The sequence below is a fragment of the Bradyrhizobium sp. genome, from assembly GCF_004799445.1.
Taxonomy (GTDB): Bacteria; Pseudomonadota; Alphaproteobacteria; order Rhizobiales; family Xanthobacteraceae; genus Bradyrhizobium.
Window position 1 is genome coordinate 17,996 of record NZ_SSNA01000071.1, and the last position, 15,138, is coordinate 33,133.

10 protein-coding genes are annotated in these 15,138 nt (G+C 61.8%); 3 read left to right on the forward strand and 7 right to left on the reverse strand.

The features are described from left to right. Positions 1-83 precede the first annotated feature (83 nt). A complete protein-coding gene (locus E8A46_RS09660; RefSeq protein WP_291559859.1) occupies positions 84-422 on the forward strand; it encodes a zinc ribbon domain-containing protein in 339 nt (112 codons plus the stop codon). A 141-nt stretch (positions 423-563) separates the two neighbouring features. Beyond that, positions 564-1,604 carry an aliphatic amidase gene (locus tag E8A46_RS09665; RefSeq protein WP_291559861.1) on the forward strand — a complete coding sequence of 347 codons (1,041 nt, stop codon included), beginning with the start codon at positions 564-566 and terminating at the stop codon, positions 1,602-1,604. 56 nt (positions 1,605-1,660) lie between these two features. Here E8A46_RS09665 and E8A46_RS09670 read toward each other — a convergent pair whose 3' ends face one another. The 3 genes from E8A46_RS09670 to E8A46_RS09680 all read right to left on the reverse strand — a co-directional run bounded on the left by E8A46_RS09670 (position 1,661) and on the right by E8A46_RS09680 (position 10,661). Beyond that, positions 1,661-3,160, reverse strand: coding sequence for an HWE histidine kinase domain-containing protein (locus tag E8A46_RS09670; RefSeq protein ID WP_291559962.1), 1,500 nt, complete (start codon positions 3,158-3,160; stop codon positions 1,661-1,663). A 14-nt stretch (positions 3,161-3,174) separates the two neighbouring features. Beyond that, positions 3,175-9,453 carry a HAMP domain-containing protein gene (locus E8A46_RS09675; RefSeq protein ID WP_291559864.1) on the reverse strand — a complete coding sequence of 2,093 codons (6,279 nt, stop codon included), beginning with the start codon at positions 9,451-9,453 and terminating at the stop codon, positions 3,175-3,177. A 365-nt stretch (positions 9,454-9,818) separates the two neighbouring features. Further along, the gene (locus E8A46_RS09680) at positions 9,819-10,661 is read right to left on the reverse strand and encodes an MlaD family protein (RefSeq protein WP_291559866.1); all 843 of its coding nucleotides are present in this window, start codon (positions 10,659-10,661) and stop codon (positions 9,819-9,821) included. 278 nt (positions 10,662-10,939) lie between these two features. On the opposite strand from E8A46_RS09680, the gene E8A46_RS09685 reads away from it, so the two are divergent. Continuing rightward, positions 10,940-11,773, forward strand: coding sequence for a phytanoyl-CoA dioxygenase family protein (locus E8A46_RS09685; RefSeq protein WP_291559869.1), 834 nt, complete (start codon positions 10,940-10,942; stop codon positions 11,771-11,773). A gap of 79 nt (positions 11,774-11,852) precedes the next feature. Here E8A46_RS09685 and E8A46_RS09690 read toward each other — a convergent pair whose 3' ends face one another. From E8A46_RS09690 to E8A46_RS09705, 4 genes are read right to left on the reverse strand one after another with little or no spacing between them, the layout of a single operon-like run. Then, the gene (locus tag E8A46_RS09690; protein ID WP_291559871.1) at positions 11,853-12,575 is read right to left on the reverse strand and encodes an ABC transporter ATP-binding protein; all 723 of its coding nucleotides are present in this window, start codon (positions 12,573-12,575) and stop codon (positions 11,853-11,855) included. Beyond that, positions 12,572-13,321 (reverse strand): ABC transporter ATP-binding protein, encoded by a 750-nt coding sequence (locus tag E8A46_RS09695; RefSeq protein WP_291559873.1) that lies wholly within the window; start codon positions 13,319-13,321, stop codon positions 12,572-12,574. Before E8A46_RS09695 ends, E8A46_RS09690 begins: the two co-directional genes overlap by 4 nt. Next, a complete protein-coding gene (locus E8A46_RS09700) occupies positions 13,318-14,271 on the reverse strand; it encodes a branched-chain amino acid ABC transporter permease (protein WP_291559876.1) in 954 nt (317 codons plus the stop codon). The genes E8A46_RS09695 and E8A46_RS09700 overlap by 4 nt, the downstream gene beginning before the upstream one ends. Then, complete coding sequence (locus E8A46_RS09705; protein WP_291559878.1) at positions 14,268-15,137, reverse strand: branched-chain amino acid ABC transporter permease; 870 nt, start codon at positions 15,135-15,137, stop codon at positions 14,268-14,270. The genes E8A46_RS09700 and E8A46_RS09705 overlap by 4 nt, the downstream gene beginning before the upstream one ends. Between the last annotated feature and the right edge of the window lies 1 nt (position 15,138).

A 15,138-nucleotide genomic window follows, 5' to 3' on the forward strand; every position in this document is an offset into this window, starting at 1 on the left:
CGACGGGATGCGGGACGGTCTTCTGAGTATACCGCCCCGCATGCCCTCGTCGCTGCTGTCCGCTTGAACGTGCGAGGTGACAAATGCCGGTCTATGACTATCTCTGCAACGATTGCGGTCCGTTCACGGACATGCGGCCGATGGCGGAGTGCGACGCGCCGCAGAGCTGTCCGAAATGCGAGAATTCGTCGCGACGCGCGATTCTGACAGCGCCGAATTTCTTCTGCATGCCTTCCGACAAGCGCAAGGCCTACGCCACCAATGAACGCAGCGCCAATGCGCCCAAGACGATCGGTGAATACAAGGCGTCGCATGCGCCCGGCTGCGGGTGTTGCTCGGGCAAGCCTTCCCGCCTTGTCAAGAAAACCAGGAGTGGCGCGAAAGGCTTTCCGACCGCGCGTCCGTGGATGATCAGTCACTGATGCCTCGCGATCTTTCGGGATCACCAGGAAAGGTCACGCCGCGGCGCTCGAACCGATCGATACGCTGGCCGGCAACCTTATCCACCCCTCACTTGGCCGTTTGATTGACGGCAAACCCAAACCAAAACAGGAGGCGATCCCATGCTTCACGGTGACATTTCCAGCAGCAACGACACGGTCGGCGTAGCCGTCGTCAATTACAAGATGCCGCGACTGCACACCAAGGCCGAGGTGCTCGACAACGCCCGCAAGATTGCCGATATGCTGGTGGGCATGAAGACCGGCCTGCCGGGCATGGATCTGGTGATCTTCCCGGAATACTCGACCCACGGCATCATGTATGACTCGAAGGAGATGTACGAGACCGCCTCGTCGATCCCGGGTCCCGAGACCGACATCTTCGCCGAAGCCTGCCGCAAGGCCAAGGTTTGGGGCGTGTTCTCGCTCACCGGCGAGCGCCACGAGGAGCACCCCCACAAGGCGCCGTATAACACCTTGATCCTGATGAACGACAAGGGCGAGATCGTCCAGAAATACCGCAAGATCATGCCGTGGGTGCCGATCGAAGGCTGGTATCCCGGCAATTGCACCTATGTTTCCGATGGTCCGAAAGGCCTGAAGGTCAGTCTGATCATCTGCGACGACGGCAATTTTCCGGAAATCTGGCGTGACTGCGCCATGAAGGGCGCCGAGCTGATCGTGCGTTGCCAGGGCTATATGTATCCGGCCAAGGAACAGCAGATTCTCATCTCGAAGGCGATGGCCTGGGCCAACAATGTCTATGTCGCGGTCGCCAATGCCGCCGGCTTTGATGGCGTCTATTCCTATTTCGGTCACTCCGCGATCATCGGCTTCGACGGCCGCACCCTGGGCGAGACCGGCGAGGAGGAATACGGCATCCAGTATGCCCAGCTGTCGAAGAGCCTGATCCGCGATGTGCGCCGCACCGGCCAGTCGCAGAACCACCTCTACAAACTGGTCCATCGCGGCTACACCGGCATGATCAACTCCGGCGAAAGCGCGCGCGGCGTCGCGGCCTGCCCGTACGATTTCTACAAGAAGTGGATCGCCGATCCGGAAGGCACGCGCGAAATGGTCGAGGCGATGACCCGTTCGACCGCGGGGACTGACGAATGCCCGATCGACGGCATTCCGAATGAGTCTTCCTCGAGCAATTTCTAGACCAAAGAGCGCAACCCGGGGCTGACTTGCTGGCGGGAGTTTGCCGGCAAGGACCCTCAGGCTCCCGCGGACACCGAAGCATGCCCGTTGCCGGCAACCGGCGAGTTTTGGCGATTGTTGGGCTGCCGCGCTGCTCCGCCCTGCATCAGCGGGACTGACAGCTGGCAGATCAGGCCTTCGGAACGCCAGTCGAACCTGGCCTGTCCCCCGAGTTGCGATTCGATGCTGGCGATCACGCTTCTCGTTCCGAACCCGCGCGATACCGGCCTTTCCACCGTGGGGCCGTTCCGCTCTTCCCACGATAGCTCAAGGATGTCTCCCTGGACCTCCCATTTGATCGTGAGGCGGCCAGACAGCGTGGACAAGGCCCCATATTTTGCCGAGTTCGTAAACAGCTCGTGCAGGGCCAGGGCCAGCGTTTGCGCGGTCGCGGGCTGCAGCTGAATGTTTGAACCGCTGAATGCGATCTGATCGCCCATGGCATAGGGCGCGATTTCCTCGTCGACCAGCTTTGCTATTTCTGCGCCCTGCCAGCTCGACAGGGACAGAATGGTATGCACCCGCGCCAGCGCGCTGATCCGTCCTTCCACCGCCTGGATGTAGGCCTTGACGCTTTCGCCCTGGGTCAGCCTGACAATCGATTGCGCCAGCGCCAGCGCATTCTTCGCGCGATGATCGACCTCGCGGGTCAGAAGATTTTGCCGTTCCTCCGCCCGCTTCCGTTCGGTGATGTCGACGGTGACCCCGCTGACGCGGATGACGCGGCCGGTCTTGTCGACGGTTGCGGCCGCCGTGCCGACGCACCAGCGAATTTCGCCGTCGGGTCGTATGATTCGAAACTCGGCTTCGTAAGACCTTGTGCCTTTGTTGAATTGGGCCATCGTCTTGCGCAATTCGTCAAAATCGTCGGGATGCAGCAACGCCTGGACATTTTCCGGATTGACGACAAAGCTTCGTGAATCGACGCCGAAAATCCGGAATTGCCCTTCGTCCCACATCCAGTCCCCGTTGATCCAGTCCCAGTCCCAGGAGCCCATGCTTCCCGCCGCAAGCGCAAGGCTGCGGCGCTGCTCGCTTTCGAGCAGCCGCGCATTTGATTCTTCAAGCTCGCCCGTGCGCGCACGAACCCGATCTTCCAGCTCGGCATTGAATTGCTCCAGTTGCCGGGTCTTGCGATAGAGTTCGGCGAACACCCTGATCTTTGCGCGCAGGACCTCCGGGATCACCGGCACCGGCACGTAGTCCACCGCGCCCATCTCGTAGCCGCGAAGGCGGTCCAGATCGCTGACCTGGATGGCGGAAATGAAAATCATCGCCGTTTTCTGGAATCGCGGATGGTCGCGGATCATGGCGGCAAGCTCGAACCCGTCCAGTTCCGGCATGCAGACGTCGACCAGAATGACCGCAACTTCATTCTTGAGCAGGTATTCGAGCGCCTCGCGCCCCGAGGCCGCGACGACAAGATTTTCGCCGAGCTCCTTGAGAATGACTTCATAGGCCAGCAACTTCGCCGGCTGATCGTCGACCAAAAGGATGTTTACCTTTTCGTGGTCCATCATCTGGCGCACCATCAGCGATGTAGCCACATGCGTATCGCAAGCAGCAATTGCTCGGTATTGACGGGTTTGGCGAGATAGTCGGAAGCGCCCGCCTCCAGGCATTTCTCCCGGTCACCCTTCATCGCTTTCGCGGTGAGGGCGATGATAGGAAGCCGGCGGAATGACGGGTTGGTCCGGATCGCCCCGATGGTTTGGTAACCGTCCATCTGCGGCATCATGATGTCCATCAGAACGACGGCGATCTCGGGGTTGGATTCCACCAACGCGATCGCCTCGCTGCCGGTCGTGGCGGTAAGCACCTTCATGCCGCGCCGCTCCAGCACGCTCGAGAGCGCGAAGATATTGCGGGCATCGTCATCGACCAGGAGCGCGGTCCGACCGACGAGGTCCTCGTCAGAACTGTTGAGCTTCTCCAGCATTCGCTGTTTTTCGACCGGCAGTGCCGTGATCACGCGATGCAAGAACAGCGATGTTTCATCGAGCAGGCGCTCGGGCGATTCCACGCCCTTCACCACGATGCTCCGGGCCATCGTATGCAGTTCCGCGTCTTCCTCCACCGAGAGCTCGCGGCCGGTGAACACGACGACCGGCACGTCAGACAACGAATCGTCGTTGCGGATGGAGTCCAGTACTTCAAAGCCGCTCATGTCAGGCAACCGCAAATCAAGGACGACGCAGTCGCAGGGATTTTCGCGCAACATGGAAAGCGCGCTCGCGCCGGTGTCGGTGGTGACGATCTCAATGTCGTCGTGGTCCAGAAGTTCCCTGATGCTCATTTGCTCCGCCACATTGTCCTCGACGATCAGGAGGCGCTTGCGACGGGGCTTGGCGTATTCCTTGATCTGGGACAGCGCTGCGCTCACCCCTTCGGTCGTGGTCGGCTTGCTGACAAAGGAGAACGCGCCCCGCGCCAGCGCATGCTGGCGATCTTCGTCCAGCGTGATGATCTGGACGGGGATATGCCGCGTCAGCGGATTGTGCTTGAGCTGGCTCAACACCGTCCAGCCGAGCATGTCGGGCAGGAAGACGTCGAGCGAGACGGCGGCGGGCTGATATTGCTTGGCCAGATCCAGCGCCTCCGAGCCCCGCGCCGCGACCAGGACCTTGAAGTCCTTGTCGCGCGCGAGATCCACCAGCACCCCCGCGTAATGCGGGTCGTCTTCAACAATGAGGAGAATGGTATCTCCCGGTTCGAGATCTAGCCGGTCGTCCGAGAGCTGTTCGACGGCGCGTTCCTGCGCGGCCGGCAGCGCCGGCGCGACGCTGTATTGCGACGATGCGCTGACCCGCGGAGCCACCGTCGGCCCGGCGTATTTGAGCGGCAGATACAGCGTGAAGATGCTGCCTTTGCCGGGCGTGCTCTGAAGATGGATTTCGCCACCCAAAAGGCTCGCGAGTTCGCGGCTGATGGCGAGTCCGAGACCGGTGCCGCCATATTTTCGGCTGGTGCCCGCATCCGCCTGCTGGAACGCCTCGAAGATCAGCTTTTGCTTCTCCTGGGGAATGCCGATGCCGGTATCGGACACCTCGAACGCGACGACGGCGGGCGAATGGTTGAGAACAGGATGTTCGGCGCTCCAGCCGCGCAGTGCCGCCGAGACGCTGAGGCGCACGCCGCCCTCGGCGGTAAATTTGAAGGCGTTCGACAACAGATTCTTTAGCACCTGCTGCAGCCGCTTCGAATCGGTGTAGATGCTGCGTCCCAGATTGGGGTCGACATCGATATCGAACGACAATTGCCGGTTTTCCGCTTCGTGCCGGAACGGCCGTCCGACCGTCTCCAGGAGGTTGGAAGTCAGGATATCCTCGGCATCCACGGTCACGGTTCCCGATTCGATCTTCGAGAGGTCGAGGATGTCGCTGATCAGGTTCAACAGGTCGGTGCCGGCGCCATGGATGGTGCGGGCAAATTCGACCTGCTTGTGGGTCAGATTGCCGTCGGGATTTTCGGTCAACTGCTGGCCCAGGATCAGGATGCTGTTGAGCGGCGTTCGCAGCTCGTGGGACATGTTGGCGAGGAATTCCGACTTGTACTTGGACGTCAGCGAAAGTTCGGTTGCCTTCTCTTCCAGCGCGCGCCGCGCCTGCTCGATTTCCTGGTTCTTGCGCTCCACTTCGACGTTGCGCTCGGCAAGCTGCTGAGCCTTCTGCTCCAGCTGTTCGTTGGTCTGCTGCAGTTCCTTCTGCTGTGTCTGCAGCTCTCCGGCGAGCTGCTGGGACTGTTTCAGCAGTCCTTCGGTCTGCATCGTCGCTTCGATACTGTTGAGCACGATGCCGATGCTGTCGGTGAGCTGCTCGAGGAAGGTCATTTGGGAGGTGGTGAACGAAGTAAGTGAACCTAGCTCGATGACAGCCTTGACCTGGGTTTCGAACAGCACAGGAAGCACAACGAGATTCTTCGGCACCAGCCGCAACAGCGCCGAATTGATCGGAACCGCGTCGTCGGGGATTTCCGATACCAGCCGCTGGCGCTTGTCCATCGCGCATTGCCCGATCAGGCCCTCGCCAAATTGCACGATTTCCCGATGACGATCGGCGCCGTCGCCGGCGTAAGCCGAAAGCAGCCGCAGGTGCGGGTTTTCCTCATTCTCGACCTGGTAAATCACGCCCATGTGGGCATTTACCAGCGGGGTGAGCTCGGTCAGCAGCAGGCGGCCGACCGTCGTCAGATCGCGTTGCCCCTGCAGCATGTTGGTGAACTTGGCGAGGTTGGTCTTCAGCCAGTCCTGCTCGGTATTGACGTCGGTGGTCAGCCTCAAATTGCCGATCATCGTATTGATGTTGTCTTTCAGCTCCGCGACTTCGCCCCTGGCATCGACCTGGATCGAACGAGTCAGGTCGCCTTTTGTCACCGCGGTCGCAACTTCGGCGATGGCACGCACCTGCGAGGTGAGGTTGGCCGCCAGCAGGTTGACGTTCCCGGTCAAATCCTTCCACGTGCCGGCCGCGCCGGGCACGTTGGCCTGACCGCCGAGCCGGCCTTCCACGCCCACCTCGCGCGCGACGCTGGTGACCTGATCTGCGAAGGTCGCCAGCGTGTCGGTCATGTTGTTGATGGTGTCGGCGAGCGCGGCGACCTCGCCCTTCGATTTCACCGTCAGGTTCTGCTTCAGGTCGCCGTTGGCGACCGCGGTCACCACCTTGACGATGCCGCGAACCTGTTCGGTCAGGTTGGCCGCCATGAAGTTCACGGTATCGGTCAGGTCCTTCCAGGTTCCGGCGACGCCGGGCACTTGCGCCTGTCCGCCCAGCTTGCCTTCGGTGCCGACCTCGCGCGCGACGCGCGTCACTTCGCCCGCGAATGCGTTGAGCTGGTCCACCATCGTGTTGATGGTGTTCTTGAGTTCGAGGATTTCACCCTTCACGTCGACGGTGATCTTGCGCGACAGGTCGCCGCGCGCCACGGCGGTGGTGACTTCGGCGATGTTGCGGACCTGGGTGGTAAGGTTGGCGGCGAGCAGATTGACGTTGTCGGTCAGATCCTTCCAGGTGCCGCCGACGCCTGGCACTACGGCCTGGCCGCCCAATCGCCCCTCGGTACCGACTTCGCGCGCCACGCGCGTCACTTCGGCGGCGAACGAGCGAAGCTGCTCGACCATGGTATTCAAGGTGTCCTTGAGCAGCAGGATTTCGCCGCGCACGTCGACCGTGATTTTCTTGGACAGGTCGCCACCGGCGATCGCGGTCGCGACTTCGGCGATGTTGCGGACCTGGGCGGTCAGGTTCGACGCCATGAAGTTGACGTTGTCGGTGAGGTCCTTCCAGGTGCCGGCCACCTCGGGCACCTCGGCCTGTCCGCCGAGCTTGCCCTCGGTGCCGACCTCGCGGGCCACGCGGGTCACTTCCGAAGCGAAGGCGTTGAGCTGGTCCACCATCGTGTTGATGGTATTCTTCAGTTCGAGGATCTCGCCCTTCACGTCCACCGTGATCTTGCGCGACAGGTCGCCGCGCGCGACGGCGGTGGTCACTTCGGCGATGTTGCGGACCTGCGCGGTCAGGTTGCCGGCCATCGAATTGACGCTGTCGGTGAGGTCTTTCCAGGTGCCGGCGACGCCGGGCACGTTGGCCTGGCCGCCGAGGCGGCCTTCGGTGCCGACCTCGCGCGCCACGCGCGTCACCTCGCCGGCGAAGCGGTTGAGCTGGTCGACCATCGTATTGAGCGTTTCCTTGAGCTGCAGGATCTCGCCGCGGACGTCCACGGTGATCTTGCGGGAGAGGTCGCCCCCGGCGATGGCCGTCGCCACTTCCGCGATATTGCGGACCTGGGCGGTAAGGTTGCCGGCCATCGAGTTGACGCTGTCGGTGAGGTCCTTCCAGGTGCCGGCCACGCCGGTCACCTGAGCCTGGCCGCCGAGCTTGCCGTCGGTGCCGACTTCGCGCGCGACGCGTGTCACCTCGCTGGCAAAGGCGTTGAGCTGGTCGACCATGGTGTTGAGCGTTTCCTTCAGCTGAAGGATTTCACCCGACACGTTCACGGTGATTTTTTTCGACAGGTCCCCCTTGGCCACGGCGGTTGCGACCTCGGCGATGTTGCGGACCTGTCCCGTCAGGTTGCTGGCCATCGAATTGACGCTGTCGGTCAGATCCTTCCAGGTACCGGCGACGCCGCGCACCAGCGCCTGACCGCCCAGCTTGCCTTCGGTGCCGACCTCGCGCGCGACGCGCGTAACTTCGCCGGCAAAGGCGTTGAGCTGGTCGACCATCGTGTTGATGGTGTTCTTCAGCTCGAGGATTTCGCCGCGCACGTCCACCGTGATCTTCTTCGACAGGTCGCCATTGGCAACCGCGGTCGTCACCTCGGCGATGTTGCGAACCTGGGCCGTCAGATTGCTCGCCATCGAGTTGACGCTCTCGGTCAGGTCCTTCCAGGTGCCGGCGACGCCGAGCACGTTGGCCTGGCCGCCCAATCGGCCTTCGGTACCGACCTCGCGCGCGACGCGCGTGACCTCGCCGGCAAAGGCGTTGAGCTGGTCGACCATGGTGTTGAGCGTTTCCTTCAGTTGAAGGATCTCGCCCGACACGTTCACCGTGATCTTCTTGGAAAGATCGCCGCCCGCGATCGCGGTCGCGACATCGGCGATATTACGGACCTGAGCGGTGAGGTTGCTCGCCATGAAGTTGACGTTGTCGGTGAGGTCCTTCCAGGTGCCGGCGACGCCGGGGACCTGGGCCTGGCCGCCGAGCTTGCCTTCGGTGCCGACTTCGCGCGCGACGCGAGTCACTTCCGAAGCGAACGAGTTGAGCTGATCGACCATCGTGTTGATGGTGTCCTTGAGCTCCAGAATTTCGCCGCGAACGTCGACCGTGATCTTGCGCGAGAGGTCGCCGCGCGCGACCGCGGTGGTGACGTTGGCGATATTGCGCACCTGCGCAGTCAGATTTCCGCACATCGCGTTCACCGAATCGGTGAGATCTTTCCAGGTGCCGGCGACGCCGGGCACGATCGCCTGGCCGCCGAGCTTGCCGTCGGTGCCGACTTCGCGGGCGACGCGGGTGACTTCGGAGGCGAACGAGCGGAGCTGGTCCACCATGGTGTTGATGGCTTCCTTGAGCTGCAGGATTTCGCCGCGAACGTCCACGGTGATTTTCTTGGAGAGGTCGCCGTTGGCGACCGCGATGGTGACTTCGGCGATGTTGCGAACCTGGCCGGTGAGATTGTTGGCCATCGAATTGACGCTCTCGGTCAGGTCTTTCCAGACGCCCGTCACCTCGGGGACCTGCGCCTGGCCGCCGAGCTTGCCCTCGGTGCCGACTTCGCGCGCGACGCGCGTCACCTCGGAGGTGAACACACTGAGCTGCTTGATCATCGTGTTGACGAGGGTTGCCGACTGCAAAAACTCGCCGCCCAGCGGGCGGCCATCGACATCGAGCTGCACGGTTTGCAGCAGGTCGCCTTGCGCGACGGCCGCGACCGCTCGCGTCACTTCGCGTGTTGGCCAGAGCAGATCATCGATCAGCGTATTGACCGAGCCTTCCATGTCGGCCCATGAGCCACTGGCAAGCCCGAACTTGACGCGCTGGCGGGTCTTTCCTTCGCGGCCGACCACCTGGCCTACCCGCTCCAGCTGTTGCGCCATGCGTTGGTTGGCGGCGACGATTTCATTGAAGGTATCGGCGATCTTGCCTTCGATGCCGAGATGATCGCCGGTCATTCGCACCGAGAAGTCGCCGCTTCGCATCGCCTGCAATGCTTGAAGCAATTCCTGCGAGGGATCCGGCTTTCCATTGGTGTACGGTTTGAGCTTGGTCCGGCGCCGGGTGGATGGAGCAGCAGAGCCGAGATCACTCATGGCATTCCCCTCAAATGGCCAAAGGCAGCTCAAAACACTGCGCATGCGAACCGAGTTTCAGCCGATAAAATCGCGCGAACGATCTCGACGCAAGCGAAATACCTTAGATATTACAGTTTGTTAGCTCGATGAACAGGGCCGGAGGAAAATAATTCCGTGGTGGAACAATTGTTCCCGCGCGGTGAATTAAAATTATTCGAATCGCGACGTCGACGGCTCGATTCCAGCGGATTTTCGCGACGCTTTTGAGGCTGGCGTCGCGGAACAGATGGGTGTCGAGCGCTTTGGTTTGCCCCGTTGTTCCCCGGTTGACACCTTCTCCGCGCGCCGCGTCTGAAATCCAGCGCGGTGAACGGCGGCAACCATCACTGGCGCTTTGGGTTCGGCTTCCGTGGCGGCGGCGGGTTGCCGCCACTGACCGCCTGCGGATTGAACTTGCGTGTCACCTTGACGGCGCCCTCGCTGATATCCAGAAGCGAGCGCCGGCCTTCCTCGATGAAAGCGCCGGACTTCTTGTTGAAGGTCTCGGCGAATTCACGAATCGATTTCACCTTCTCAAACAATTCGTCGGCCTTTCCGTCGGCAAGGCCGGGAATGACGTTGTCGATCTTTGTCACGGCGCTGTCGAAGCTCGCGAAGGCGTTATTGGCCTTGCCTAGAACCTGTTCGATCGCGTCACCCTTGCCTGCCAGCGACGCGGTGTAGGTCTCAAAGCTCAGCAGGCCATCCTTGATCGTCGCCTGGTTGCCGACGAGGATACGGTCGACGCTGTGCAGGGTGTCGCGGATCGATTGGATCTCGCTCAGGTCGGCGGTCAGGGTCGGAACACCGTCGGCATCGAGCGGAACCGGAGGCGCCTCTGCCGCACCACCGGTCAGCGATATCGCCGCCACGCCGGTCAACCCCTGGAATTCCAGACCCACAACCGTATCCTTGCGGATCGGCGCGGTGTTATCCACCCTCGTGAAAGCGACGATCTTGCGGGGATTGTCGAGTTTGAGCGACAGTATTTCCCCGACCTGAACTCCATCGAAATTGACGCTGCCACCTTTTTGCAGGCCGCTCGCGGAGCCCTCGAAAACGATGCGCAGCGGCCCCCGTTGCTGGATGCTGTGGATTTTCCGGAACCCGAGAACGCCGACGAACGCCGCGGCGATGACCGCGAGCGTCGTGGTTCCGATCATTAGGTTGCTGGCCCGTGCTTTCATCCAGGGATCCGGCTGCGCTCTCTTCGGTCGGGACGGCCAACGCCCCGCGTCACTTCCTGATTGTATGGGTAAAGCAAATCAGGCGAAAGCCCGATCCGGCGCCGCGACACCCCTGCGGGCAAAGCCTGATCGGGAAATGCCGCTGCAATCGCATCGCCAAAAAGCCGAACATGGCCCCAGTCCCGGTCGGCGGCGTCTTGACAGCGCAAAGGGGCAGCGTCAGCCTTGGTCAAGTACGCGCGGGCCAAAAAAAATGGCAGGCGTTTCGGAGGGAACACATGCCAAGACTGCTGGGTGAGGGTGAGGTCGCGGCCTACCATGATCGTGGCTACCACTTTCCGATCGATGCTTTGAGCGCGAGTGAAGTCGCTGATTTTCGCCGCAAGCTCGAGGATTATGAAGCCGGCAGTGGAGGCCCGATCAAGGCCGAGATGCGCCATCGCAGCCACGTCCTGTTCACCTGGATCGATGAGATGGTGCGTCATCCGAAAATCCTCGACGCCATGGAGGATCTGCTCGGACCGAACATCCTGTGCTGGAATACCAGCTTTTTTATCAAGGAGGCCCGCGATCCCGGTTTTGTCTCCTGGCATCAGGACGCCACTTATTGGGGCCTCAGTTCATCCGATGTCGCGACCGCCTGGATCGCGATGTCGCCGGCCAACAAGGTCTCCGGCTGCATGAAGTTCATTGCCGGGACTCACCGGAGCCAGGTCCAGCACGAGGACACGTTCGACCAGAACAATCTGCTCACCCGCGGCCAGGAGATCGCCGTCGAGGTCGACGAAGCCAAGGCCGTCTATGTGGAGCTGAAGCCGGGCCAGGCATCGCTTCATCATGTGCTGCTGTTTCATGGGTCGGAGCCGAATCGCTCCGATGACCGGCGCATCGGGCTCGCCATCCGCTATATCCCGACCCATTTGAAGCAGGCAGTCGGCGCGCGGGACTGGGCGACGCTGGTCCGTGGCAAGGATGACTATCATCACTTCCTCCCCGCCCATGTGCCAAAACGCGACCTCGAGGCCGAGGCCTTGGCTTTTCACAAGGAGGTATCGGAAGAGCAGGTTCGCGTGCTCTATCGCGGCACAAGCAAGACCGCCTACCGCGCGTGAGGCCTGGAAATCGTCACGGCCGGGACAGGCGCGGCCATGACGGAAAAATTCAATCAGGTCGGCACCGCCGGCCGCGCACCTAGGTCAGTGTCCATTCTTCGGCGCTGGCGCCGGCAAGCGCCCGGACACGGGCTTCGTCGGCGCCAAGTTCGCGGGCTGATCCCGAATAGACGACGATCCCGTCGTCCAGAACATAGGCGTCGTCGGCGATTTCCAGACTCATTCGCGCATTTTGTTCGACCAGCAGAACCGAGATGCCCTCGGTCTTCATCTGCTGGACGATGCGAAATACTTCACGGACGATAAGTGGCGCCAACCCCTGCGAAGGTTCGTCGAGAATCAGCAGCCTCGGATTCAAGAGCAGCGCGCGGGCAATCGACAACATCTCCTGCTCGCCGCCGGAAAGCTGACGGCCGCGATTGAGTTTGCGTTCCTCAAGGCGGGGGAACAGCTGGTAGATTCGCGCGATGGTCCACGGACCGCCGCGTTCCAGCGGAACCTTGAGATTCTCTTCGACGCTGAGATTGGCGAAGATGCGCCGGCCTTCCGGCACATAGCCCACCCCTCCGGCCGCGATGCGAAAGGTCGGCCAGCGCGTGGTATCCTGGCCGAACACCGTGATCTTGCCTTCGCGCGCAGGGGTCAGCCCCATCAGGCTGCGCAGCGTGGTGGTTTTGCCCGCGCCGTTGCGTCCCAGCAGTGCGGTGATCTTGCCCTCGGCAACACCGAGGCTGACGCCGTGCAGGATGTGGCTCTTGCCGTAGTAGGTGTGAAGGCCTTCGGCTGTCAGGGCTGGGGTCATGCGGCGTTACCCAGATAGGCGGCCTGAACGGTCTCGTTGGCGGCAATTTCCTGCGGTGTGCCTTGCGCCAGCATCCGGCCCTGATCGAGCACGCAGATGCGGTCGGCGAGATGAAACACCACGCGCATATCGTGTTCGATCAGCACGATGGTGTAGTTGCTTTCACGGTGCAGCCGACGGATCAGCTGCGTGACCTGGAACGTTTCCTGATCGCCCATCCCAGCGGTCGGCTCGTCAAGCAGCAACAGATGCGGCTTCAAGGCCAGCGCCATCGCGATCTCGGCGGCGCGCTGGTCGCCGTGGGCAAGCTCGCCGACCAGCCTGTCGGCCTTGCCTTCCAGCGATACCAGCTTGAGGGTGCCTTCGACGATGGCGTGAAGCTTTGCGGCTTCCGAACGGCTGATCCAGGGTCGCAAGCGATATCCGCCGGCGACTTCCGCTGATATGCGGACGTTTTCGAACACGGTGAGTTCCGGGAAGATTTCAGTGATCTGGAAAGTTCTCGCCATGCCGCGGGTGACGCGCTCATGCGTGGAAAGCCGCGTGATGTCGCGGCCGTCGAAGACGATGTTGCCGGAGGTCGGCGGAAAGAATCCGCTGATCAGGTTGAAGAAGGTGGTCTTGCCGGCGCCGTTCGGCCCGATGATCGCGCACATTTCACCCTTGGCAACGTTAAGTGAAACGTCACGCACCGCCACCAGATTGCCGAACCGCTTGGTGACATTGTTGATTTCGAGAACGTTCATGCCTTGCTCCGCTGCAGGAAGCCCAGCAGTCCGCGCGGGAAGAACAGCACCACCAGCACAAAAAGCAGGCCGACGAACGACATCCAGTTGACGGTGATGCTCGATAGGTAATCCTGCAAAACCACAAACACGGCGGCGCCGAGCAACGGACCCCAGAAGCTGCGCATCCCGCCCATCACTGCCATCATGACGAAATCGCCGGACTGGCTGTAGTGAAGTCCCCTTGGATCGGCGAAGTTGTTGACGAGCGCATAGAGTGCGCCGGCAAACCCCATGAAGAAACAGGACAGCGTAAACGCGATCCAGATATGCCGCTCGACCGGGATACCGAGGAAGCGGGCGCGGCGCTCGTTCTCGCGGATCGCGATCATGGTGCGGCCGAACGGCGAGCGCAGGATAAATGCCATGGCGCCGGCCACCAGCGCAAAACAAAACAACACAAAGTAATAGAAGTTGTTGGCGCTGGAGAGAATGTCGAGCTTGAACAAGCCGAAATCGATCGGCTGACGCGAGAATCCGCGCAAACCGTCGTCGCCGCCGGTCAGCGAGCTCCACTGAAAGGCGATGTAATAAAACACCTGCCCGAACGCGATCGTGACCATGGCGAAATAGACGCCACGCCGTCGTACGATCAGCGTGCCGAGGATGGCGCCACAAACACCGCCCAGCAGCATTCCGAGAACGAGCGCAAGCGGCGTGCTGGCGGCCAGGAATTTCAACGTCAACCCGGCGCCATAGGCGCCGAGGCCGAAATAGGCGGCATGGCCGAACGACAGCACGCCGGTAAATCCCAGCAGGAAATTCACCGACATCGCCGCCAGTCCGAGCACCAGCACGCGGGTCGCGAGCGCGGTATAGCCGCCCAGCGGCACCATCCAATAGGGGGCGAGCAGCAACGCCGCCCAGATCGCCGCGAGGACGACCAGCTTGCGGATCTGTTCGGCGCTCAACTCATCATTCCTTCTTCGCCGAACAATCCGCGCGGGCGCAACAGCAGCACCACCGCCATCATGACATAGATCACGGCCTCGCTGGCGGCCGGGAGAAACACCGCCGTCAACCCCGAGGCCACCCCGATCAGCAGGCCGCCGACCAGCGTTCCCGGCAGGCTGCCGATGCCGCCGACGATGATGGCGATGAAACTCGGCATCAGCAGCCCCGTGCCCATGGTTGGTTCAAGCCCGAGTTGTCCGGCGGCGAGAACGCCGCTGAGACCCGCCAGGTAGATGCCGACGGCAAAATTGAGCGAGCGCAGCATCTGTACGTTGATGCCGAGTGCGGCGACGGTCTCGAGGTCGAGCGTGCCGGCACGGATGCGAATGCCGAGACGGGTGTGGCGCAACAGCAGGAACAGGAGTGCCACCGCGATCATCACCACGGCCACCATGAACAGGCGATAGCCGGTGATGAAGAACAAATCGTTGCTCAGCGGCTGCGCCAGAAAGGGTGGAATGGTGACCGGCTTGCCCTGCGGGCCCCAGATGAAGCGCGTGCCATCCTCGATGATGAACGCCAGGCCGAAGGTCAGGAGCAGGCTGTAGAGCGGATCACGCCCGTACAGCGGCCGGATCAGCACGCGCTCGACCGCAAGCCCGATGACGGCCGTCAGGGGCGGCGCAAGCAGCAACGCACCCCAGAACCCGACATAGGGCGTGATCGTATAGGCGATATAGCCGCCGATGACGAGAAATCCGCCATGGGCGAAATTGATGACGTTGCTCAAATTGAGAATGAGCGAAAGGCCGAGCGCCATCAGCACGTAGAAGGCGCCGATGATGAGCCCGTTGGTGACGTTAAACAGGAGCAGTTGCGTCATA